This window comes from Oribacterium sp. HCP3S3_B9 (assembly GCF_052064255.1).
In the GTDB taxonomy this organism is placed as follows: domain Bacteria; phylum Bacillota; class Clostridia; order Lachnospirales; family Lachnospiraceae; genus Oribacterium.
Map to the genome: position 1 here is coordinate 1 of NZ_JBQHVY010000010.1, position 24,608 is coordinate 24,608.

The following is a 24,608-nucleotide window of genomic DNA, read 5'->3' on the forward strand; positions in this document are numbered from 1 at the left end:
AAGACTACAAGGTTGATAGGGCTAAGCTGTAAGTGCTGCAAAGCATTCAGGTGATAGTTACTAATAGGTCGAGGGCTTATCCAATGTGCGCAAGACGAGTGAAGCGTGAAGATTTACTTCCACATTCACGAGTATGCGGCATCTACGACAGTAGATGTGCTGGTAGGTTTGATGTTTTATCTACAGAATAATATATAAGCGGTATATAGTTTTCAAGGCACGATATATATAATTTGTTCCCTTCGCGGGGCAGCTATTCCTCCATAGCTCAGTCGGTAGAGCACGCGGCTGTTAACCGCGGTGTCGTTGGTTCGAGTCCGACTGGGGGAGTTGTGCCGGTATAGCTCAGTTGGTAGAGCAACTGATTTGTAATCAGTAGGTCTTCGGTTCGAGTCCGAATCCCGGCTTTCAGCCTTAGCTTTTAGAGCTAAGGCTTTTTTAAACTGATGAATATCGATTCCTCGATATTTATATAAGATGGAACTGTAGCTCAGCTGGTTAGAGCAGTCGGCTCATAACCGATCGGTCCCGGGTTCGAGTCCCCGCAGTTCCACGCTTCAGGCCCCAGTGATGGGGCCTTTTTTAATTCTTCTAATTAGTGTATCAGATCAGCCTCTCCGGGTCCCCTTGGCTGATCTGATACACTAATTATGAATTATCTATGAATTATTAGCAGTACAGCTTGTAGAGTGCTAACATCGGTGCTATACTTCTTTTCGTTGTGAATAAAATGAATCATCTGTATCCGCCTTCAATGGACAGTATGCGTCTGTCCGGCACGAAGAAGGACGATACGAGATGAAATCTACATAGTATAAGAGGTAAATGTTATGGCACAGAAGGGTACACTTTCGATCAATTCTGAAAACATATTCCCGATTATCAAGAAGTGGATGTATTCCGATCAGGATATCTTCGTACGTGAGGAGATCTCCAACGCATGTGATGCGATCACGAAGCTGGAGAAGCTGAGCCTCATCGGCGAGTGGACGAAGCCTGCAGACTATAAGGGCAGAGTCGATGTGATCGTCGATTCCGAGCATAAGACCATCACCTTCCAGGATAACGGTATCGGTATGACCGCAGAGGAGGTCGAGAAGTATATCAATCAGATCGCCTTCTCCGGTGCGACGGACTTCATCAACAAGTATAAGGATAAGGCCAACGATGATCAGATCATCGGACACTTCGGCCTCGGCTTCTACAGTGTCTTCATGGTTGCAGATCAGGTCGACATCGACACTCTGTCCTATAAGCAGGATGCGACAGCGATTCACTGGACCTGCAACGGTGGTACGGAATATGAGATGACCGATGGCGACAAGAAAACCGTCGGTACCACCATCACCCTCCATCTGAACGACGATTGTCTCAAGTACGATAACGAGTGGGAGATGCGTGAGATCATCGAGAAGTACTGCTCCTTCATGCCGGTCGAGGTCTATATCACGAAGCTTCCGAAGGACACTGAGACGATCCAGGCGGATCAGAAGAAGGACGGTGATGTCGTCGTAGAGGAGATCCCTGAGAAGGTCGAGAAGGATGCTGATGGCAAGGAGACGAAGACACCGACGAAGCTGAAGATCGAGAAGCGTCCGCAGCTCCTGAACGATACACATCCGCTCTGGGGGAAGACGCCATCCGAGTGCACGAAGGAAGAGTATATCGACTTCTATCATAAGGTATTCCGCGACTATAAGGAGCCGCTGTTCTGGATCCATCTGAACATGGATTACCCGTACAACCTGAAGGGCATCCTCTACTTCCCGAAGATCAACATGGAGTATGAGTCTGCCGAGGGTACCATCAAGCTCTATAACAACCAGGTCTTCGTCGCAGACAACATCAAGGAAGTCATCCCGGAGTATCTGATGCTCCTGAAGGGCGTCATCGACTGTCCGGATCTGCCGCTGAACGTATCGAGATCCCAGCTCCAGAACGACGGCTTCGTAAAGAAGATTCAGGATTACATCACAAAGAAGGTCGCCGATAAGCTGTCCGGCCTCTGCAAGACCGATCGTGAGAACTATGAGAAGTACTGGGACGATATCGCACCATTCATCAAGTACGGCTGCCTCCGCGACGATAAGTTCTGTAAGAAGATGACCGATTACATCCTCTTCAAGGACATCAACGGTAAGTTCCTCGCCCTGCCGGAGTGCCTCGAAGTCGAGAAGAGTGACGTCGACGAAGCCACAGAAAAGGCCGGTGCTGAGAACAGCGCAGCGGACGAGACGGCTGCTTCCACGGGAGATACAGCGAAGACCGCGGAGAACAGTGACAAGCCTGAAAAGAACAAGGTCATCTACTATGTCACCGACCCTGTTCAGCAGAGTCAGTACATCGCGATGTTTAAGAATGCAGGTAAGGATGCCGTCATCCTGCCGGAGCGCATCGACCAGCCGTTCATCTCTGAGCTCGAAGCGAAGAACCAGGGCGTTCACTTCCGCAGAATCGATGCTGATCTCAGTGAGGAGTTCAAGGCAGCGGTAAGTGCGGATGAGCAGAAGACCCTCGACGAGCAGCAGAAGGATCTGGAAACCGAGATCCGTGCCGCATCGAAGAAGGATAAGCTGACGGTAAAGCTTCAGAAGCTGACACAGTCCTCCATCGCGGCGATGCTTTCCATCTCCGAGGAGAGCCGTCGTATGAATGACATGATGAAGATGTATGCGATGAGTGGTATGCCGATGAGCGATATGCCGGTCGATGAGACACTGATTCTCAATACCGAACATCCGCTGGTACAGTATCTGATCGAGCATCGTACGGATGAAGCAGCGAAGGAGACCGTCGACATGATCTCCGAGCAGCTCTACGATCTTGCGAAGCTGCAGCAGTCCCCGCTGAGTGCAGACGAGATGACAAAGTTCATAAGCCGTTCAAACGAAATCCTTCTTAAAATGGCAAAGTGACAGCTTGACGGAGCAGACGGCATCTAATATAATTTTGTTGTCGTTGTTCACAAGTTTCTCGGGCGAAAGGATTTGGGGATGAAGCACATGGCTGGAAACAGACATACGAATCACCTTTTAGCGATGTGTGCACTCGGATTCTCAGGACAGGCCGGATTTATCGGGCTTAGTGTAAGCTGCGAAATTAATAACGACATCTATTCGAATACCGTAAAATAATAGAGGGGGGAACAGCCTGCGCTGTTCTCTCTTTTTGTTGTTGATTACAGGCTCACGCTTCTGGCATGAGTTCTCTGTGATGCCCTCCGGGCGTACGTATTCAGAGTGATATCGGAAGCGGTGCTTCCACGGATCAGGAAAGGAGTTTGCATGAAAAAAGTTGCGATCATCATGGGAAGTGATTCAGATCTTCCAGTAGTTGAAAAAGGCATCAGTGTCCTGAAGGAGTACGGAGTACCTTTTGAAGTTCATGTATACAGTGCCCACAGAACACCGGAGGAGGCTGCACAGTTCTCGAAATCCGCACGTGAAAACGGCTTCGGTGTCATCATCGCCGCTGCCGGCATGGCTGCGCACCTCGCAGGTGCCATCGCAGCGAATACCACACTTCCGGTGATCGGTATCCCATGTTCATCGAAGGTACTTGAGGGCATGGATGCACTTCTTTCCACGATCATGATGCCACCTGGAATTCCGGTTGCCACGGTCGGCGTCAATACCGCAAAGAACGCAGCACTGCTCGCCATCGAGATGCTGGCGATCGAAGATGCCGCACTCGCACAGAAGCTTCAGGATGAGCGTGATAAGAATCATCAGACGATCCTGGAGAAGAATGCCGCCATCGAGGCGCAGTTTAACAGCTGAGCGATCGGTAGGGGCGAAATCACACATAGTAACGATTACGCGCCGGCAGTATCGGAGGCATGCACATAAACGTACTTTATTTCATGACCATCGCAGGCGCAATTATATTTCTATACATCTAAAGGGGAATCTATGGGAAAAATTAATGACGAGTGTGGCGTATTTGGCATGTACTCGAAGACAACCAAGCCACTTGCAAGACTGACCTACTATGGGCTGTTTGCGTTACAGCACCGTGGCCAGGAATCGGCCGGTATCGTCGTAAACGACGAGGGTGTCTTCCGTTTCTATCGTGAGCTCGGTCTCGTCAGCGAGGCGATGACGAAGGAACAGCTCGACCGTCTGGGCGACGGACAGATGTCCTGCGGTCACGTGCGTTACTCCACCTCCGGCATCACAAACCGTATCAATGCGCAGCCGATCGTCGTAAATCATGTGAAGGGCCGTATGGCACTCTGTCATAACGGAAATCTGGTCAATTCCACAGAGCTTCGCCGTAACCTCGAGCTGGAGGGCTGTATCTTCCAGTCCACTACGGATACCGAGGCGATCTCGTATGTCATCACGCGTGAGCGTCTGAAGACGAAGTCGATCGAAGAGGCGGTGACCAATTCTGTAGAGAAGCTGCACGGTGCCTTCTCTCTGGTCATCATGTCGCCGTCGAAGCTGATCGCCGTACGTGATCCGCATGGCTTCCGTCCGCTCTGCTATGGTGAAACCGAGGACGGTTCCGTCGTATTTGCCAGTGAGTCCTGTGCACTCGATGCAGTCGGTGCGAAGCTGGTGCGTGACCTCGAGCCGGGTGAGATCATGGTCATGGACCAGAATGGTCTCCGCTCCATCAAGGATCACTGCAAGACGGTGAAACCGTCTACCTGCGTTTTCGAGTATATCTATTTCGCACGTCCGGATTCCATCATCGATGGTGCATCTGTACACGATGCCAGAATGCGTGCCGGTGAGTTCCTCGCAGAGGAGCATCCGGTCGATGCAGACGTCGTGATCGGCGTTCCTGACTCCGGCCTCGATGCCGCGGTCGGCTACAGCCGGAAGTCCGGTATCCCGTATGGTATCGGTCTCATCAAGAATAAGTACATCGGACGAACCTTCATCGCACCAGGACAGACGGAGCGTGAGAATCTCGTCAAGATCAAGCTGAACACGATCCGCTCCGAAATCGAGGGCAAGCGTGTCGTCCTGATCGATGACTCTATCGTACGTGGAACCACCAGCGCACGTCTCGTCAAGCTCGTGCGGGAGGCCGGCGCGAAGGAAATCCACATGCGTATAACCGCACCGCCATTTCTGTACCCTTGCTACTATGGAACCGATATCGACAGTCAGGACAATCTGATCGCCTGCCACCATACCGTCGATGAGATTGCGAAGATCATCGGGGTTGATTCGCTCGGATACCTCAGTGTGGAGAATGTGCTCCGTATCGCGAAGAATGATCCGAATGCAGGCTACTGTGCCGCGTGCTTCAATGGTCAGTATTCAACGGAGCTGCCAAGCGTCAGCGAGAAGAATCGTTTCGAAGAGAAGATTCCAAAGGCCTGGAGAGATGCACACACGGATGACCCGAACAAGAAGTGGAATCCGAACAGCGAGGCCAATGCATAAGCCACGTGAGGCATGGAAGAGACGCATGGAATAAACGTATCCACACGAAATATCCATATAAGCTATCCGAATGAAATAATATCATGACATTTCACGATAAAATGTAATTCGAAGTATCATGACGATCAAACGATAAAGGAGTTTAGATATGAATACAAAGAGCTACAGTGAGGCATACAAGGAGGCAGGTGTTGATATCACGGCCGGCTACAAGTCCGTAGAGCTGATGAAGCAGTACGTTGCGAGAACCATGACCGAAGGTGTCGCATCCGGTCTCGGCGGCTTCGGCGGTCTGTTCGAGCTTCCGGAGGGCTACAAGCACCCGATTCTCGTGTCCGGTACCGACGGTGTCGGCACGAAGCTGAAGATCTCCTTCCTGATGGAGAAGTATGACACCGTCGGCATCGACTGCGTTGCGATGTGTGTAAACGATGTCATCTGCTGTGGTGCGAAGCCACTGTTCTTCCTCGATTACATCGCCTGCGGCAAGAACGTGCCGGAGAAGATCGCCGACATCGTAAAGGGCGTAGCCGAGGGCTGTGTTCAGAGTGACAGTGCGCTGATCGGTGGTGAGACGGCAGAGATGCCGGGCTTCTATCCGGAGGATGAGTTCGATCTGGCCGGTTTCTCTGTCGGCATCGTGGATAAGGAGAAGGTCATCGACAACAACTCCATGAAGGCAGGTGATGTCGTAATCGCACTTCCAAGCTCCGGTGTGCACTCCAACGGTTTCTCACTGGTACGTAAGGTCTTCGACATCGACCATATCACGAAGGAGGAGCTTCGTAAGCCGCTCGAGGAGCTCGGTGGTCAGTCCCTCGGTGAGACCCTGCTGACACCGACCGTCATCTATGTAAAGCCGGTGCTCCAGCTGCTTGAGAAGGTGACTGTGAAGGCCATCAGCCACATCACCGGCGGTGGTTTCTATGAGAATATCCCGAGATCCATCCCGGATGGCCTCGGTGCAAAGATCCGTATGGATGACGTACGCGTGCTTCCGATCTTCAAGCTGATTCAGAAGACCGGCGATGTATCCACACACGATATGTTCAATACCTACAACATGGGTGTCGGCATGAGCGTTGTCGTAGCGAAGGAGGATGAGGCGGCAGCACTCGAGGTACTTCGTGCAAATGGTGTCGAGGCATACCACCTCGGTGAGATCATCGCGTCCGACGATAAGGTCGTTTTAGAGTAAGGAGAGTAAAAACATGGCAACATATGATGTAGCACAGCTTCCAGAGCTGCTGAAAAACAACGAGTACCCTGGCCGTGGCATCGTGATCGGCAAGTCCGCGGATGGACAGTCCATCGCCATCGCTTACTTCATCATGGGGCGTAGCGCAAACTCCAGAAACCGCTTATTTATCGAGGATGGTGACACCGTCACCATCTACCCGGCAGACGCCAGCAAGGTCGAGGACCCGAGCCTCATCATCTACAGCCCGATCCGTAAGATCGGTGATAATCTGATCGTGACCAACGGCGATCAGACGGATACCATCTATGATTTCCTGAAGGAGGGCAACACCTTCGAGGAAGCCCTCGAAACACGTGAATTCGAGCCGGATGGTCCGAACTGGACACCGCGTATCAGCGGCCTCGTGATGCTCGATGATTCCGACCGCTATAAGATGTCGATTCTCAAGTCCCAGGATGCAGAGGGCACCGACTGTGCACGCTATACCTACAGCTACAAGCTGCAGAATGGTCTTGGCCACTTCATCCATACCTACAAACAGAACGGTAATCCGATTCCGACCTTCGAGGGAGAGCCGGAGCGTGTCGCGATCCCGAACAGCGCGGAGGAGTTCGCAGAGGCGATCTGGAACAGCCTGAACGAGGATAATAAGATTTCCATGTACGTACGCTATATCAATGTCGTAGACGGTAGCGTAACAAACAGAATGATTAACAAGTTCACAAAGGTGAACGCATAAGAGGAGAGGGCAGAGATGAAAGAGTTTGAATTAAAGTATGGTATGAACCCGAATCAGAAGCCGGCGAAGATCTACATGCACGACGGCTCTGATCTTCCGATCGAGATTCTGAATGGCCGTCCTGGCTATATCAACTTCCTCGACGCACTGAACAGCTGGCAGCTGGTTTCCGATCTCAAGGAAGCCACCGGCATGGTCGCCGCCGCATCCTTCAAGCACGTTTCTCCTTCCGGTGCCGCGATCGGACGGAAGCTTTCCGACAAGCTGAAGAAGGCCTGCTTCGTAGACGATATCGAAGGACTCGACGAGTCTCCGCTGGCCTGTGCGTATGCGAGAGCACGTGGTGTCGATCGTATGTCTTCTTACGGTGACTTCATCGCCCTGTCGGATACCTGTGATGCGACGACCGCACGCATCATCCACCGCGAAGTGTCGGATGGCGTCATTGCCCCAGGCTACACGGAGGAAGCGCTCGAGATCCTGAAGACGAAGAAGAAGGGAAACTACAATATCATCAAGATCGACCCGAGCTACCGCCCGGATCCGGTCGAGCACAAGCAGGTATTCGGTGTGACCTTCGAGCAGGGCCGCAACGAGTACAAGGTGACCGAGGAGGCCTTCGCAAACATCGTGAGTGCGAACAAGGAGCTCACCGAGGAGGCGCGTCTCAACATGACCATCGCCCTCATCACCATCAAGTACACGCAGTCCAACTCCGTAGCGTATGCAGAGGATGGTCAGGCCATCGGTGTCGGTGCCGGACAGCAGTCCAGAGTGCACTGCACACGTCTCGCAGGTGATAAGGCGGATCACTGGCACCTTCGTCAGACCGACCGCGTCCTGAACCTTCCGTTCAAGGAGGGCCTCCGTCGTGCCGATCGGGACAATGTCATCGACGTATACCTCTCCGAGGAGTGCGAGGATGTCCTGAAGGATGGCGCATGGCAGCAGTACTTCACCGAGCAGCCGGCTCCATTTACGAGAGCAGAGCAGAAGGCGTATCTCGCTACACTCACCGGAACGGCCCTCGGCTCCGACGCGTTCTTCCCGTTCGGTGACAATGTCGAGCGTGCACGGAAGTCCGGTGTCAGCTACATCGCAGAGCCGGGCGGATCCATCCGTGATGACAATGTCATCGAGACCGCGGATAAGTACGGTATGGTGCTGTGCTTCACCGGCATGCGTCTCTTCCACCATTAATCACATGGGGTGCACCCGAAGGCGCATATAATGGCATTGTCTCCTTGTAGATTGAGAGGGATATATACAAATGAAGAATAAAACTAGAATTGCCGTGCTGGTCAGCGGCGGTGGTACCAACCTCCAGGCGCTGATCGATGCACAGCATCGTGGTGAGATCCCGGATGGCGAGATCGTCCTCGTCGTCGGCTCCCGTGAGGGGATCTATGCACTGGAACGTGCAGAGAAGGCCGGCATCGAGCATACCGTCGTGCATAAGGATGAGCCGAAGCTGATCGAAACCTTACAGTCCCACAGCATCGACCTCGTCATCCTGGCCGGCTATCTGACGATCCTGGGCCCGGATTTCATCCATGCGTATGCGGATCGCATCATCAACATCCATCCGTCCCTGATCCCGAGCTTCTGCGGCAAGGGCATGTACGGGCTTCGCCCGCATGAGGCCGCACTCGCCTACGGTGTGAAGGTGACCGGTGCAACCGTACATCTCGTAAACGAAATTCCGGATGGCGGACGTATCCTTCTCCAGAAGGCCGTCGCGATCGAGGAAGGCGATACGCCCGAGATCCTTCAGAAGCGCGTGATGGAGCAGGCGGAGTGGAAGCTTCTGCCGGCCGCAGCCGAGCTGATGAGTAAGGAAATCCGTGAACAGAAGCGTGAACAGGAGGCATAAACGATGAGAATTGGCGTCGTAGGTGGTGGCGGACGTGAGCATGCCATCATCAAAGCAATCAAGAAGAATCCTTCGGTCGAGAAGCTCTATGCGATCCCTGGCAACGGCGGTATCGCAAGAGACGCCGAGTGCGTACCAGAGATCAAGGCAACCGATGTCGAGGGCGTCGTAAAGTTCGCCGTCGAACAGAAGCTGGATTATGTGGTCGTCGCACCGGATGATCCGCTCGTTGCGGGCATGGTCGATGCACTCGAGGCAGCCGGCATCCCGGCCTTCGGACCGGAGGGCAAGGCAGCGATCATCGAGGGCTCGAAGGTATTCTCGAAGAACCTGATGAAGAAGTACCACATCCCGACCGCGGGCTATGAGGTATTCACCGATATTCATGCTGCAGAAGCATATGTCGAGACCTGCCCGATCCCGACCGTCATCAAGGCGGACGGACTCGCACTCGGAAAGGGTGTCATCATCGCGATGACCCGTGAAGAGGCGATCGAAGGCATCAAGACCATCATGGCAGAGCACAAGTTCGGCCACTCCGGCGACCAGATCGTCATCGAGGAGTACCTCGAGGGTCCGGAGGTCTCCGTCCTCAGCTTTACCGACGGTAACGTCGTCGTGCCGATGATCAGCTCCATGGATCACAAGCGTGCCAATGACAACGATGAGGGCCTCAATACCGGCGGTATGGGCACCATCGCACCGAACCCGTACTACACGAAGGAGATCGCCGCTGTCTGCATGGAGACCATCTTCAAGCCGACCATCGAAGCGATGAAGAGTGAGGGCCGCACCTTCAAGGGCTGCCTCTACTTCGGTCTCATGCTGACGAAGGATGGCCCGAAGGTTATCGAGTACAACTGCCGTTTCGGCGATCCGGAGGCGCAGGTCGTACTGCCGCTGCTGGATTCTGACCTGCTGACCATCATGCAGGCCGTCACCGAGGGCAGACTCGCGGATGTCGAAGTGAAGTGGAAGGATGAATCCGCCTGCTGTATCATCGAGGCATCCGGCGGATATCCGGTGGCGTACGAGTCCGGCTTCGAGATCACGGGTGTCGATCAGGTGGATCATGTCTACGTCGCAGGTGCAGACCTCCGCGATGGAAAGCTCTATACCCACGGCGGTCGTGTGCTCGGCGTCGTTGAGACCGCACCGACCCTGAAGGAGGCCATCGATAAGGCGTATGCAAGTGCAGCGAAGGTCAGCTTCGAAAAGATGCACATGCGGAAGGACATCGGACAGCGTGCACTGAAGGCACTGAGTTAAGGAGGATTACGATCCATGGTAAATAGAATTTATGTTGAGAAGAAGCAGGGTCTCCGCCACGAGGCACAGGGACTCCGCCATGATATCCGTCACATCCTTCTGATCAAGAACCTCACGGACGTACGGCTTCTGAACCGTTACGACGTCGAGGGACTGGACCAGGAGACCTTTGATAAGGCTGTACAGCTCGTCCTCAGCGAGCCGCAGCTCGATGATGTATCGACTGAGCTTCCGAAGCAGGACGGTGCGTATGTGTTTGCCGTCGAGTTCCTGCCGGGTCAGTTCGACCAGCGCGCAGACTCTGCCGCACAGTGTATCCAGATCCTCACCCAGGGTGAGCGCCCGAAGGTACGTTCCGCGAAGGTGTACCTCCTCTACGGAGAGCTCAGCGCGGATGAGATCGCAGAAATCAAGAAGTATGTCATCAACCCGGTAGAGTCGAGAGAGGCTTCCCTCGACACCTATGCGACCCTGGATGTAAAGTATGACATCCCGACCGAGGTCGAGACCCTCACGGGCTTCATCGATGCACCGAACGAGGAGCTCGATGCCTTCCGTCAGGAGAAGGGCCTCGCGATGGACCTCGACGATCTCGAGTTCTGCCGTGATTACTTCAAGTCCGAGCATCGTGACCCGAGCATCACGGAGATCCGCATGATCGATACCTACTGGTCCGATCACTGCCGTCATACCACCTTCCTGACCACGATCGACCATGTCGATTTCGCTGATCCGGCGCTCCAGAAGGCATGGGATCGTTACATCGCAGCCCGCAAGGAGCTGAACCGCACGAAGCCGATCAACCTCATGGATATCGGTACCCTCGCTGCGAAAGTTCTGAAGAAGGAAGGAAAGCTCCAGAAGCTCGATGAGTCGGAGGAGATCAATGCCTGCACCGTAAAGATCAAGGTCAATGTCGATGGCGAGGATCAGGACTGGCTCCTGCTCTTTAAGAACGAGACCCATAACCACCCGACCGAGATCGAGCCGTTCGGTGGTGCGGCCACCTGTATCGGTGGCGCGATCCGTGATCCGCTGTCCGGCAGAAGCTATGTATATCAGGCGATGCGTGTCACCGGTGCCGGCGATCCGACCGTACCGGTACAGGAGACCATGAAAGGCAAGCTGCCACAGCGTAAGCTCGTGACGACCGCGGCCAACGGTTACTCCAGCTATGGTAACCAGATCGGCCTCGCGACCGGTCTCGTCGATGAGATCTATCATCCGGGCTATGTCGCTAAGCGTATGGAGATCGGTGCCGTCGTCGCAGCCGCACCGGCAGAGAACGTACGCCGTGAGGTTCCGGCACCGGGTGATGTCGTCATCCTCCTCGGCGGTCGTACCGGCCGTGATGGTATCGGTGGCGCTACCGGATCCTCCAAGTCGCACAATGTGGAATCCCTCGAGAAGGACGGCGCAGAGGTGCAGAAGGGTAATGCACCTGAGGAGCGTAAGCTGCAGCGTCTCTTCCGTAATCCGGAGGCAAGTAAGCTGATCAAGCGCTGCAACGACTTCGGTGCTGGCGGTGTATCCGTCGCGATTGGTGAGCTCGCGGATGGTCTCGACATCAACCTCGATAAGGTTCCGAAGAAGTATGCCGGTCTCGATGGCACAGAGCTTGCGATCTCCGAGTCGCAGGAGCGTATGGCGGTCGTGGTCGCGCCGGAGGATATGGAGCGCTTCCTTGCGCTCGCACATGAGGAGAACCTCGAGGCGACCCACGTGGCAGACGTCACCGACACCAATCGTCTCGTCGCCCACTGGAACGGAAAGAATGTCATCGATCTTTCGAGAGACTTCCTGAACAGTAACGGTGCCGAGAAGCACATCAGCGTGACGACTGCGGCGGGCGAGCACATTGCCCGTGAGGTGAGGGGCAGCTTCGCCGAGAACTATGAGGCACTGGCCGAGGATCTCAACGTGGTCAGCAAGCGTGGTCTCAGCGAGCGCTTCGACTCCACCATCGGTGCAGGTACCGTGCTGATGCCGTTCGGCGGTAAGAATCAGCGTACACCGGTACAGGCGATGGCGGCGAAGATCTCCATTGAAAAGGGTCATACCGATGACACATCCGTCATGGCCTATGGATATAACCCGTTTATCACTGAGAAGAACTGCTACAAGGGTGCGTACCTCGCCGTCGTTGAGTCTGCGGCGAAGCTGATTGCAACCGGCGCAGGCTTCGAGGATACCTACCTCACCTTCCAGGAGTACTTCGGTAAGCCGGGTCGTACGCCGGAGCGCTGGGGACAGCCACTCGAGGCACTGCTCGGTGCATTTAACGCACAACTCGACCTCGGTATCGCTGCAATCGGTGGTAAGGACTCCATGTCTGGAACCTTCGAGAAGCTCGATGTTCCGCCTACGCTCGTTTCCTTCGCCATCACCACAGAGGATGCGAAGAACATCGTGAGCCCGGAGTACAAGGCAGCCGGTCATCCGGTGCTCTGGCTGAAGCCGCAGTACCGTGATGAGCTTCCGGTGAAGGAGTCCCTCCTCGCCCTGTTCGCGTACGTACATCAGCTCGTGCTCGACGGTAAGCTCGCGTCCATCTACACCCCGACCTACGGTGGTGCCGCCGAGGCGGTACTGAAGCAGTGCATGGGTAACGACATCGGCTTTGATTTCGCACCGAGCCTGAGTGTCGAGGACATCTTCGGCTATCAGTACGGCAGCTTCCTGCTGGAGCTCCGTGACGCAGCAGACCGTGACGCGATCTATAATGATCCGGCTGTGAAGGCAGCGAACATCATCGTGGCAGACCTCGGTGTCACCACGGACAATGCAGAGATCCGTTACAACGACGAGACCCTGAAGCTCAGTGATCTCGAGGCATCTTACGAGGATAAGCTTGAGAAGGTCTTCACCTGCAATATGAACCTCGAGAAGGACAGTGAGGAGAGTGCAGCAGATGTGACGATTCCGGATTATACCGAGAAGGAGTGGGTCGCTCCGGCCATCCAGGTGGAGAAGCCGCACGTCCTGATTCCGGTCTTCCCGGGCAACAACTGTGAGTATGATTCTGCGAAGGCCTGCGCCGACGCAGGACTCGATCCTGAGATCATCGTCGTACGCAATATGACGAAGCAGGACATCAGTGATTCCGTCGAGCAGGTTGCGAAGCGGATCGCCGAGTCCCAGATGATCTTCATCCCAGGTGGTTTCTCCGGTGGTGACGAGCCGGACGGCTCTGCGAAGTTCATCACCTCCTTCTTCCGAAATGAGGCAGTGAAGAACGCAACCATGGATATGCTGAACAAGCGGGATGGTCTCATGCTCGGTATCTGCAACGGCTTCCAGGCCCTCATCAAGCTCGGTCTCGTACCGTATGGTGAGATCCGTGATACCGATGAGCACTGTCCGACCCTGACCTTCAACACGATCGGACGCCACCAGTCGAAGATCGTCAACATCCGTGTCGCTTCGAACATGTCTCCGTGGCTTGCTGACACGGAGCCGGGCGACATCTACAGCGTACCGATCTCTCACGGCGAGGGCCGCTTCCTCTGTGAGCCGGCGCTTTTCCAGCAGCTCGTCGAGAACGGTCAGATCGCAACCCAGTACGTGGATCTCGAGGGTCATCCGACCATGGATATCCAGTACAACCCGAACGGCTCCTACTATGCGGTCGAGGGTATCACCTCGCCGGATGGTCGTGTCCTCGGTAAGATGGGTCACGCAGAGCGCTGGGGCAGCGGACTGTATAAGAACGTACCTGGTAACTATGATATGGGTCTCTTCCGTGCAGCGAAGGAGTACTTTAACTGATACGATGCCTGTATGGCGATCAGAGAGCGTCCCGAAAGGGACGCTCTTTATGTTGTGGTGAAGGACCACGGCGGGGTGGCAACGGATGCACAGTACTCCGAGACCGGTGAAATCTAAGCCGGGACCCCTAAGCGGCACTAGGCCCTCTGCAATCACTGAGTTTTCTTGAGGAAAACTCAGCGTTGCAGAGGGTTCCAAGGAGAGATAACACCAAGTGCCGCTAAGGGAACCCGGCTTGATTTCACACGGCTTCTACGTATGGCATCTGTTGCCACCCCGCCGGGCTCCCTTATTTCATTTTAGATATAACTAAATGGCAGTAGACTTCGTGCGGAGCCATAACTATAATACCATTCATGGGCAAGGGCGTCTGGTTTTTCCAGACGCCCTTTTGCTATACCTAATCTTCGTTTACAATGTGATGCGTGCCGTCAAGGTACGTACCGGCGAGGAAGACTATGAGGACATTCAGGATGTCGAGTAAGCACGGTCATATCGGGGCGGTTCCCCGTTTGACATATATAACATAAGACAGATGTTTTATCCGCTGGAAGCGTCCCGTAAGGGGCGCTTTTTGCGTCATTATAGAAAGTATTGAAAAGCATCTCTGCTTGTTGCTGTTAACTACCTGTGTTATAATGTATGAATGGTTTGACAAAAGTGCCACTAGGGTTAATCGGCACGGATGAGGGGAAATAGGAAATGAAGAAGAATACAAATATGGTTTCACTGGTGGTTATCGGTGCAGGTATCATCGTTGCGATCGCAACGGGTATGCAGTCCAGAAATGCGAACGCGATTCCGGAGGGTTCGATCATCGCAAACGGAAGTGCACAGGGTATGGACGGACCGGTAAAGGTTGAGGTCGCGTTCTCTCCGGAAAAGATTTACCGTGTGACCGTGACCGAGGCGAATGAGACGCCGGATATCGGAACGAAGGCGATCGATGCACTGCCAGGTACTATCGTCGCGGAGAACAGTCTGAATGTGGATGCGGTTTCCGGTGCGACTATCACGTCTACAGCGATTAAGAACGCAGTAGCACAGGCGATCGCGGATGCGGATGTCGATCCGGCTACCTTCGGTTATGCCGGCGAAGCGGGCGCAGAGACCGAAGCTGCGGAGTCAGAGAGTGAAGCCAGCGCGGCAGAGTCCGAAACGGAGGGTACTGCTGATTCCGTACAGAAGGCGCATGACGCTGCGGCTGGTAAGGTAGAGGGTGCCGCCGGCTACCTGAACCGCTACAGTGCGGATGCTACCGTGGCTGTCGCGACAGAAAGCACTGCAGCCGATGCTGCAAGTACAGAGGGTGGATCTGTGCAGAAGGCACATGATGCTGCAGCTGGTAAGGTATCCGGTGCTGCCGGCTATCTCAACCGTTACAGCGCATAAATGTACATGAGTGATGATGAAAAGTCGTCGGGAGGTTTTCCCGGCGGCTTTTTTCATACTTTCGTAAGAATTCCGAGGATGATTTCAGATGCCTGATCAGATGGTATCGGGTAAAATGAATATAAAAAGTATGCATATAAGAAATGCCACTTGGGAAAGAACCGTGATCCGGTGGATCATGAACGCTCCGGGGACACCACCCATGGAAAGATGAAAAAATTCAGTATATTTTTATGAAATGTATGTGACGCCACTCTATGTACCCGGTGTATATAGGTGAAAGGACAGAAACAGAGGGCACAACATGAACGATCAGGATATCCTCGACCTCTACTTCGCGAGGTCGGAAAGCGCGATCAGCGCAACGAATGAGAAATACGGAAAGTACTGCCATACGGTCGCGATGAACATACTCTACAGTCACGAGGACAGTGAGGAGTGTGTAAACGATACCTGGCTCCGGGCCTGGGGTGCGATTCCACCGAAGCGTCCGGCCATGCTCCGGACCTTCCTCGGAAAGATCACCCGGAATCTGGCACTGAATCGCTGGGAGCATACCCATGCGGAGAAGCGTGGCCGGGGTGAACCCGCAGCGGCGCTCGATGAGCTCACAGAGTGCGTGGCAGATACCCGGGCGGGACAGCCGGATCAGCTTCCGGAACAGTTGACATTGACCGAATGTATCAACCGCTTTCTGGAACACCAGAAGCCGGAAAACAGGAAGCTTTTCGTCCGCCGCTACTGGTACCTTTCGGAAATCAAGGAAATCGCCGGTGACTATGGCTTTACGGAAAGTAAGGTCAAGATGACCCTGAGCCGCATGCGCGCACAGCTCATGACTGAGTTAGAAAAGGAAGGCATCTCATGTTGACGAGAGAAGAAAAGGCGCGGCAGCTCCTGCACGCGATGACAGAGATCGAGGATCGCTATATCGCGGAGGCTGCCCCGGAAAATACAGAACATAGCGCGGCTTCGGAAGGGGCTGTGGAGACGGCGACGCTTGTGCAGATGAAGCACGCGGACGTCGAGAAGACGAAAATGGACGCACAGAAGGAAGCGGAGGCGCCAGCGAAAGCAGATATGCCGGACGAAGATCGTCATTCGGAGCCGAAGGTCCTCTATATGAAACCGCAGAAACGCTGGAAGCCGATGGGTATCATCGCGGCCGCTGCGGTTCTCGTAATCGGCTTCGGAGCATATATGAAGACAGAAAAAGCCAGCAACTCGATGGCACCGGTCGCGTTCGTCACCGGTGGAAGCGATATGGCGAGGGCTATCGATGGTGAGGACGAGAGCGCGGCCACCGGAGCTGATCAGGAGTCTGCAGGCGCAGCTGCGATGGAAAGATCCGCGAGGATGGAAACCGGCGCAGATCCGGACGTCGCCGCAGCGGAAGGTGATCCGGAGATGGCAGCCGAAGCAGCGCCGTATGCGGATCAGGGCACGATGGAAGTGGATGGCAGTGCGCGGATGAAATCCTCAGTGACGGAAACCGGTGCCACACCGGAGGCAGCCTCCTCGGATGCGCAGGAGAGCATGCAGCTGGCGAACCCATGGAGTGACTTCGATTCACTGGAAGAGGCAGAAGCCGATGCACTACTCCAGATTGAACTCCCGGAAAGCTACCAGAATTTTGATCATCGTATTTACCGTTCGATGCATGGCGAGATGCTCGAAATTATCTATCAGGATGCCGACGGGCAGGAGGGCTTCCGTATCCGGAAGAGCCGTGGCTCCGAAGACATCAGCGGTGACTACACAAGCTACGCACAGGAGAAGACGCTGACCAGCGGCGGTCGCTCCGTCACGATCCGCGGAAACGGAGATACGATCTCCGTCGCCACCTGGAGCAATCACAGCTTGAACCTCAGCTACGCCATCTGTGTAGCTGAAGACCAGCACTTCACGGAAGATGATATCCGAAGCCTCATAGAAGCCATCGATCCAGCGATCTGGAAATAAGAAAAACACATGGCCATACAGAAAGGAGCTGACCATGAAAAGAAAGAGTGATACCACCATAATGAAACGGAAGCGCCTGAACAACACCAGCGTGCGCCTGCTGGCGCTCGCTGCTGCCGGCCTTCTGCTGGTCTCCGGCCTCACGGCCTGTGGTGCCAGTGCCAGTAAAAGCGCTTATGTAAGTGAGACGATGGCAGCTGCCAGCGGTGGCATGTATAACGAAGCCTCAGCAGAAGAGGCCGTCGCCGACTACGACAGCGCAGCGAATATGAAAATGAACAGCGTTTCGCTGCAGGAACGCGGCGATACCGGCACAGACAGCACCGGCGCCGACGGTTCGGTCGATACCACGAAGATCCCGGATTCCCGTAAGCTCATCCGAAACGTCGACCTCAGCTTCGAGACTACCGATTTCGATACCTTCGTACAGGATATTCAGAGTAAGACGACCGCACTTGGCGGCTACATCGAGTCCAGCGATGTAAGCGGTAACGCCTATACCGACCGTCGCCGCAGCGCCTACTTCACCCTGCGCATCCCGAAGCCACAGGTCGACAGCTTCCTGAGCTTCGCTGAGGGAGAAGCCAATCTCACAAGAAAGTACGAGTATACCCAGGACATCACCCTCCAGTATCATGACACCGAATCTAGGAAGAAGGCCCTCCAGGCAGAATATGACCGACTGCTTCAGCTCATGGCGAAGGCCGAATCCGTCGACGCCGTCATCGCCATCGAACAACGCCTGTCGGAGATCCGCTACCAGCTCGACAGCTTCGAATCCGACCTCCGCCGCTACGATAACCAGGTCGATTACTCCACGGTCACGGTCGATGTCAGCGAAACCACCGTCCTCACCGCCTCGGAAAAGAGCGGCTTCTGGAGCCGTGTACAGGCAAACCTCGAATCGAACCTCGAAGACCTCGGTGACGCCGTCACCAGCTTCCTCATCTGGTTCCTGGCGAGCATCCCGGTACTCCTCGTCCTCGCGATCCTCTTTTTCATTATTTACCGCATCGTGAAGGCCATCCGCAGCCGCAGGAAAACCAGAAAATCTGAAAAAGTAAACCCGAACATAGCGGACAAGGTTGCTCCACCAGTAAATTCATCTGAAGAAAGCATTGATCACGAAAACCGAAGGACCGATAACTAAAGCGCAGTACTACGAGGTCGGTGTTACTGTTCAAGCGTAGTTAAGTCAAGACGTGGCTCGGCGGACGGCAGCCGGAAGCCATACGAAGAGACCGTGTGAAATCAAGCCGGGTCCCCTTAGCGGCACTTGGTACATTTTCCTTAGCACCCTCTGCAACGCTGAGTTTTCATGAAGAAAACTCAGCGATTGCAGAGGGCCTAGTGCCGCTTAGGGTCCCCGGCTTAGATTTCACCGGTCTCGTAGTACTGTGTTTTCGGCTGTTGTCCGCCGAGCCACGTCTGAACAGTACTGTGTTTCTGTTGCCGTTCTCCGGGGTATGGGCACCGGGCATGATTGCACACCGCCTTGCCGCAGACCTCATTTTGTGCTATAGTTTGCGGCAAATGGATCCTTCCGTCTGGAGACCGGTGATCCATTAGCGCCAGGACCGTAAAGGTCGACGAGGATGACAGTCATCGAAAGACTCGGCGGATGCTGTCACGGAGTAGTGATCGTAAGAGGAAAAAGAAAAAGCGGAATCAACACCGTAACAGAAGTTTCCCCACACTGAACAACACCCATACATCCACAGGGCATGCACGCTGCATGCCCCTGTTCTGTACCCACCGCAGCGGCACTGCATGCTATGCGGGCAGCAGAAACACCCGGCAGACCTCCCGGTGATGCCCGCCCTGCTTTCCTGTGCAGAACGCCCGTCGGATGCATGCGTCTGATCAGTGAGAGGAGATTTTTTATGTGTGGAATTGTAGGATATGTAGGACAGCAGCAGGCAGCACCAATTCTTCTGAACGGCCTTTCGAAGCTCGAGTACAGAGGCTATGACTCAGCCGGCATCGCCGTGCGGAACGAGCAGGGCGAGATCGAGGTCGTGAAGGCAAAGGGACGCCTGAAGAATCTGATGGAGAAGACGAACGACGGCAAGGCGATGAAGGGCACCACCGGCATCGGCCACACCCGCTGGGCGACCCATGGCGAGCCATCCGAGACCAACGCCCACCCGCATATGAGCTTTCATCATAAGGTGGTCGCGGTTCACAACGGCATCATCGAAAACTTCCAGGAAATCAAGGATAAGCTCCTGAAGAAGGGCTATCAGTTCTACAGCCAGACCGATACCGAGGTCGCCGTCAACCTCGTGGACTACTACTATGAAAAGTACGGACAGGGACCGATCGACGCGATCGCACGGGCAATGATGCGGATCCGCGGCTCCTATGCCCTCGAATTCATGTTCATGGACTGCCCGGGGGAGATCTACGTCGCCCGGAAGGACGCACCGATGATCATCGGCGTCGAAGAGGGCGAGACCTATGTCGCCTCCGATGTACCGGCGATTCTCAAGTACTGCAAGAACGTGTACTACATCGACAATTCCGAGATCGCGAAGCTCACCGCCGGAAAGGCAGAGTTCTTCAATCTCGATCAGGAGCCGGTCGAAAAGGAGCTCGTCGAGATCAAGATGGATGCGCAGGCCGCCGAAAAGGGTGGCTTCGAGCATTTCATGATGAAGGAGATCTATGAGCAGCCGAAGGCTGTCCGTGATACGATCACTTCCGTCGTAAAGGATGGTCACATCGATCTGTCCCCCGTCGGCCTCAGTGATGAGGAGATCCAGAAGATTTCGCAGATTTACATCGTCGCGTGTGGCTCTGCCTACCATGTCGGTGTCGTGACACAGTACGTGATGGAGGGCCTCGCCCGGATCCCGGTGCGTGTCGAGCTCGCGTCCGAGTTCCGTTACCGAAACCCGATCCTCGATCCGAACGGCCTCGTAATCATCATCAGCCAGTCCGGTGAGACGGCCGATTCGCTGGCCGCACTTCGTGAAGCGAAGGCACGCGGCATCCGGACCCTCGGCATCGTCAATGTCGTCGGTTCCTCCATCGCACGCGAGGCGGATAACGTGTTCTATACCCTCGCCGGACCGGAGATCGCGGTCGCTACGACGAAGGCATACTCCACCCAGCTCATCGCCGGCTACACCCTCGCCATCGAATTTGCGAAGGTACGGGGCGAGCTCGAGGAGGCGCGCTATGCGGAGCTCATCACAGAGCTTGGAACACTGCCGGAGAAGATCGAGCGCATCCTGCTCGATAAGGAGCGTATCCAGTGGTTCGCCGCGAAGCAGGCCAATGCGAAGGACGTGTTCTTCATCGGCCGTGGCATCGACTATGCGATCGGACTCGAGGGCTCGCTCAAGCTGAAGGAGATCAGCTATATCCACTCTGAGGCCTATGCGGCCGGTGAGCTGAAGCACGGCACCATCTCCCTGATCGAGAAGGGCATCCTGGTGGTCGGCATCCTGACCCAGCCGGAGCTCTTCGAAAAGACCGTGTCGAACATGGTCGAAGTGAAATCCCGTGGCGGCTACCTCATGGGCCTCACAAGCTATGGAAACTACAGCATCGAGGATACCGCAGACTTCACCGTCTACGTACCATCGACGGACCCGTACTTCGCGACCAGCCTCGCCGTCGTACCGCTCCAGCTGCTCGCCTACTATGTGAGCGTCGCCAAGGGCCTCGACGTCGATAAACCGAGAAACCTCGCGAAATCCGTCACCGTGGAGTGAGCTGAGCCGAAGCACGGTCCCGTCTCACCATCGGATTTCAAGAACCGAGCGCTCGGAATCCGCATGCGTGCAGTTCCGCTGCTTCGCATGCAGAAGAAAGCAGCGGTAAATCTTTAAGAAAAAGTCACCAGACCGGAGAAAAACTCCGAGTTGGTGACTTTTTCCAGATATTGACAAATTTTTGTTCATTATGTCATTATTTTAACAAATTTTTTGTTAAAAACATGCACAAAAAGGCGTACATTCGAAGAAAATTCGTTGTCGAGCCTCGCGAATTTGATATAATATATCAGTCTATGATTTTATTTTAGGAGGTATGTGAACATGGGTGTTACCACTTTTAAAGGTGGCGTCCATCCCTATGACGGCAAGGATCTCGCCAAGGATCAGGCGATCGTCGAGCTGAAGCCACAGGGACTCATGGTCTATCCGCTTTCTCAGCATATCGGTGCACCGGCGAAGCCGGTTGTAGCGAAGGGGGATCGTGTCCTCGTCGGACAGAAGATCGCTGAGGCTGGTGGATTTATTTCCGCACCTGTCATCTGCTCTGTATCAGGTACTGTAAAGAGTATCGAGAAGAAGCTGACGGCCGGCGGAGCCATGGTAGACGCAATTGTAGTAGAGAACGACCAGCAGTATGAAGCGATCGAGGGTTTCGGTCAGGCGAGAGACTATACGAAGCTCACGCGTGACGAGATCGTGAATATCGTAAAGGAAGCCGGTATCGTCGGACTGGGCGGAGCAGGATTCCCTACCTCCGTGAAGCTGGCACCGAAGAACATCGATAAGATCGATTATTTCCTCGTAAACGGTGCCGAGTGTGAGCCTTACCTCACCTCCGACTATCGCATCATGCTCGAGGAGCCGGAGAAGATCATCGGCGGCCTCAAGGTCATCCTTTCGATTTTCCCGAACGCGAAGGGCGTAATCGGTATCGAGGACAACAAGCCAGAGGCTGTCCGCACGATGACGGAAGCCGCAAAGGGCGAGTCCAACATCGAGGTTGTGTCACTGAAGACCAAGTATCCGCAGGGTGGTGAGCGCCAGCTGATCTATGCGATCACGGGTCGTAAGATCAACTCCGGTATGCTTCCGGCAGACGCAGGCTGCGTCGTGGACAATGCTGCCACCATGCTCGCCATCTATGAGGCCGTTTGTGAATCGAAGCCGCTCGTTTCGAGAATCCTCACCGTCACCGGTGATGCGATGGCAAAGCCGGGCAACTTCCGCGTGCCGACCGGTATGAACTACCAGGAGATCGTGGATCAGGCCGGTGGCTTCAAGACCGAACCGGAGAAGATCGTCTGCGGTGGACCGATGATGGGTATTCCGCTCTTTAAGCTGGATATCCCGGTAGCGAAGAACTCGAGCTCCATCCTGGCATTCGCACATGATCAGGTTTCCCATGAGCCGACCACAGCCTGCATCGGCTGCGGTCGCTGTGTTTCCGCATGCCCGGAGAACCTCATGCCGACCATGATGTTCAAGGCTGCACTGAAGAAGGATACCGCCCGCTTCACAGTGCTCGAGGGCATGGAGTGTCTCGAGTGTGGTGCCTGCGCATATGTATGCCCGGCGAAGCGTCCGCTCACCCAGGGCTTCAAGGAGATGAAGCGCCGTGTCGGTGCGGAGCGTAGAGCTGCCGCTGCAAAGGCAAAGGCTGAAGCAGAGGCGAAGGCCGCTGAGAAGAAAGCGGAGGAGGTACAGAAATAATGAGTAAGCTTTTAAATCTTTCCTCAAATCCGCATATTCGTGACAACGTAACGACTGCGGAAATCATGCGCGATGTCTTCATCGCCCTGATTCCGACGACCCTGTACGGTATCATCCAGTGGGGCTTCAACGCTGCACTCGTATGTATCCTGACGGTCGCTGCTGCTGTAATTTCCGAGCTTGTGTATGAGAAGTGCATGAAGCTGCCGATCACCATCAAGGACTGGTCCGCTGCAGTTACAGGTCTCATCCTCGCACTCAACTGCCCGCCGAATATCCCGGCATGGATTCCATGCCTCGGTGCTGTCTTTGCCATCATCATCGTAAAGCAGCTCTATGGCGGCCTCGGTAAGAACTTCATGAACCCGGCACTCGCTGCCAGATGCTTCCTGCTGATTTCCTTCGCAGGTAAGATGACCAGCTTCACCGGTGTCGGCGCAGATGCACTTTCCGGTGCAACCCCGCTTGCCTTCATGAAGACAAATCCAGACGCGATTGCAAAGATCGACCTCGGTGCTGCCTTCCTCGGACGTATCCCTGGAACCATCGGTGAGGTTTCGAAGCTCTGCGTACTGATCGGTGCAGCCTACCTCATCATCCGTAAGGTGATTTCTCCGAAGATCCCGCTGATCTACATCGGAACCGTTGCCGTATTCACGTTGCTTTTCGGTGGTCACGGCTTCGACCTTTACTATCTCGCCTGTGAGCTCTGCGCCGGTGGACTGATCTTCGGTGCATTCTTCATGGCGACGGACTATGTTACATCCCCGATCACCCCGCTCGGCCAGATCATCTTCGCGATTATGCTTGGTATCCTGACCGGACTGTTCCGTCTCTTCGGCGGCTCCGCAGAGGGTGTTTCCTATGCCATCATCATCTGCAACATCCTCGTGCCGATGATCAATGTGCATACCGTACCGAAGGCTTTCGGAAAGGAGGGCGCTAAGAAATGAAGAAGGATTCATTTATGAAGGACGCGCTTGTCCTTTCACTGATTACACTGATTTCCGGCTGCTGCCTCGGTGGTGCCTACGGCCTGACGAAGCAGAAGATCTATGAGATCAATATGGCTTCCACCATCGCATCCTACAAGCAGGTTATGCCGGCAGAGGAGTACGATGATGAAACCTATGCAGATGCCCTCACCACCGCACAGAGCGATGGAAAGATCGCAGCCGATAATGGCGGCGCTTCCCTGATTTCTGTCGTCGCTGCGAAGGATGCATCCGGTGCAGAAACCGGCTACATCGTCAAGGGCTCAGCCGCTGGTTACGGTGGAAGTGTCATCGTCGTCGTCGGTGTCGATGCAGACCTCAAGGTAACCGGTATTTCCTTCCCGGAAACACTTCCGGAGACGGCAGGTCTCGGTCAGAAGGCTACAGAGCCTGCATTCTATGAGCAGTTTGCCGGCAAGGGCACGAAGCTCTCTGTAAAGAAGGGCGGCGGTGCCGGTGAGGATGAAATCGATGCAATTTCAGGTGCGACCATCACCTCGACCGCGGTTACGAACACGGTCAATGCCGCTACTGAATTTGTTCAGGATTACATCCTTAAGTGAAGGAGGATA

The 24,608-nt window shown here is 54.7% G+C and carries 17 protein-coding genes, 3 tRNA genes and 1 rRNA gene; all 21 read left to right on the forward strand.

All coding sequences use genetic code 11. The features are described from left to right. Positions 1-84, forward strand: a 23S ribosomal RNA gene (locus ACTNC3_RS06430); the annotation flags it as partial. Between the two features lie 173 nt (positions 85-257). Beyond that, positions 258-330 (forward strand) — tRNA-Asn (locus tag ACTNC3_RS06435). A gap of 4 nt (positions 331-334) precedes the next feature. Beyond that, a tRNA-Thr gene (locus tag ACTNC3_RS06440) sits at positions 335-407 on the forward strand. Positions 408-479: 72 nt separating this feature from the next. Beyond that, positions 480-553: transfer RNA gene (locus tag ACTNC3_RS06445), tRNA-Ile, on the forward strand. 277 nt (positions 554-830) lie between these two features. Next, on the forward strand, positions 831-2,915 hold the full coding sequence (htpG, locus tag ACTNC3_RS06450) for a molecular chaperone HtpG (protein ID WP_441226861.1): 2,085 nt from the start codon (positions 831-833) through the stop codon (positions 2,913-2,915). A gap of 369 nt (positions 2,916-3,284) precedes the next feature. Then, a complete protein-coding gene (gene purE / locus ACTNC3_RS06455) occupies positions 3,285-3,779 on the forward strand; it encodes a 5-(carboxyamino)imidazole ribonucleotide mutase (protein WP_410043770.1) in 495 nt (164 codons plus the stop codon). A gap of 132 nt (positions 3,780-3,911) precedes the next feature. Next, on the forward strand, positions 3,912-5,402 hold the full coding sequence (gene purF / locus ACTNC3_RS06460) for an amidophosphoribosyltransferase (RefSeq protein WP_441226862.1): 1,491 nt from the start codon (positions 3,912-3,914) through the stop codon (positions 5,400-5,402). Positions 5,403-5,550: 148 nt separating this feature from the next. Next, positions 5,551-6,600, forward strand: a complete 1,050-nt coding sequence (gene purM / locus ACTNC3_RS06465) for a phosphoribosylformylglycinamidine cyclo-ligase (RefSeq protein WP_410043768.1) — start codon at positions 5,551-5,553, stop codon at positions 6,598-6,600. Positions 6,601-6,613: 13 nt separating this feature from the next. After that, on the forward strand, positions 6,614-7,342 hold the full coding sequence (locus ACTNC3_RS06470) for an IMP cyclohydrolase (protein ID WP_441226863.1): 729 nt from the start codon (positions 6,614-6,616) through the stop codon (positions 7,340-7,342). A gap of 15 nt (positions 7,343-7,357) precedes the next feature. Further along, positions 7,358-8,542, forward strand: coding sequence for a phosphoribosylaminoimidazolecarboxamide formyltransferase (locus tag ACTNC3_RS06475; RefSeq protein ID WP_410043766.1), 1,185 nt, complete (start codon positions 7,358-7,360; stop codon positions 8,540-8,542). Between the two features lie 70 nt (positions 8,543-8,612). Further along, a complete protein-coding gene (gene purN, locus ACTNC3_RS06480; RefSeq protein ID WP_410043765.1) occupies positions 8,613-9,215 on the forward strand; it encodes a phosphoribosylglycinamide formyltransferase in 603 nt (200 codons plus the stop codon). Between the two features lie 3 nt (positions 9,216-9,218). Beyond that, on the forward strand, positions 9,219-10,484 hold the full coding sequence (purD, locus tag ACTNC3_RS06485) for a phosphoribosylamine--glycine ligase (RefSeq protein ID WP_410043764.1): 1,266 nt from the start codon (positions 9,219-9,221) through the stop codon (positions 10,482-10,484). A 15-nt stretch (positions 10,485-10,499) separates the two neighbouring features. Beyond that, positions 10,500-14,252 carry a phosphoribosylformylglycinamidine synthase gene (locus ACTNC3_RS06490; protein ID WP_441226864.1) on the forward strand — a complete coding sequence of 1,251 codons (3,753 nt, stop codon included), beginning with the start codon at positions 10,500-10,502 and terminating at the stop codon, positions 14,250-14,252. A gap of 702 nt (positions 14,253-14,954) precedes the next feature. Beyond that, the gene (locus tag ACTNC3_RS06495; protein ID WP_410043762.1) at positions 14,955-15,644 is read left to right on the forward strand and encodes an FMN-binding protein; all 690 of its coding nucleotides are present in this window, start codon (positions 14,955-14,957) and stop codon (positions 15,642-15,644) included. Positions 15,645-15,948: 304 nt separating this feature from the next. After that, positions 15,949-16,515, forward strand: a complete 567-nt coding sequence (locus ACTNC3_RS06500) for an RNA polymerase sigma factor (RefSeq protein WP_441226865.1) — start codon at positions 15,949-15,951, stop codon at positions 16,513-16,515. Next, on the forward strand, positions 16,509-17,606 hold the full coding sequence (locus ACTNC3_RS06505) for a hypothetical protein (protein WP_441226866.1): 1,098 nt from the start codon (positions 16,509-16,511) through the stop codon (positions 17,604-17,606). The genes ACTNC3_RS06500 and ACTNC3_RS06505 overlap by 7 nt, the downstream gene beginning before the upstream one ends. 34 nt (positions 17,607-17,640) lie before the next feature. After that, on the forward strand, positions 17,641-18,756 hold the full coding sequence (locus ACTNC3_RS06510) for a DUF4349 domain-containing protein (protein WP_410043759.1): 1,116 nt from the start codon (positions 17,641-17,643) through the stop codon (positions 18,754-18,756). Positions 18,757-19,489: 733 nt separating this feature from the next. Continuing rightward, positions 19,490-21,328: a glutamine--fructose-6-phosphate transaminase (isomerizing) gene (glmS, locus tag ACTNC3_RS06515; RefSeq protein ID WP_410043758.1), complete on the forward strand. Its 1,839-nt coding sequence runs from the start codon at positions 19,490-19,492 to the stop codon at positions 21,326-21,328. Positions 21,329-21,652: 324 nt separating this feature from the next. After that, positions 21,653-23,041: an electron transport complex subunit RsxC gene (gene rsxC, locus ACTNC3_RS06520; RefSeq protein WP_441226867.1), complete on the forward strand. Its 1,389-nt coding sequence runs from the start codon at positions 21,653-21,655 to the stop codon at positions 23,039-23,041. After that, positions 23,041-23,994, forward strand: a complete 954-nt coding sequence (locus ACTNC3_RS06525) for an RnfABCDGE type electron transport complex subunit D (protein ID WP_410043756.1) — start codon at positions 23,041-23,043, stop codon at positions 23,992-23,994. Before rsxC ends, ACTNC3_RS06525 begins: the two co-directional genes overlap by 1 nt. Next, entirely contained in the window at positions 23,991-24,599 is a 609-nt protein-coding gene (locus ACTNC3_RS06530) for an FMN-binding protein (protein ID WP_410043755.1), read from the forward strand. Before ACTNC3_RS06525 ends, ACTNC3_RS06530 begins: the two co-directional genes overlap by 4 nt. The last annotated feature ends 9 nt before the right edge of the window (positions 24,600-24,608 follow it).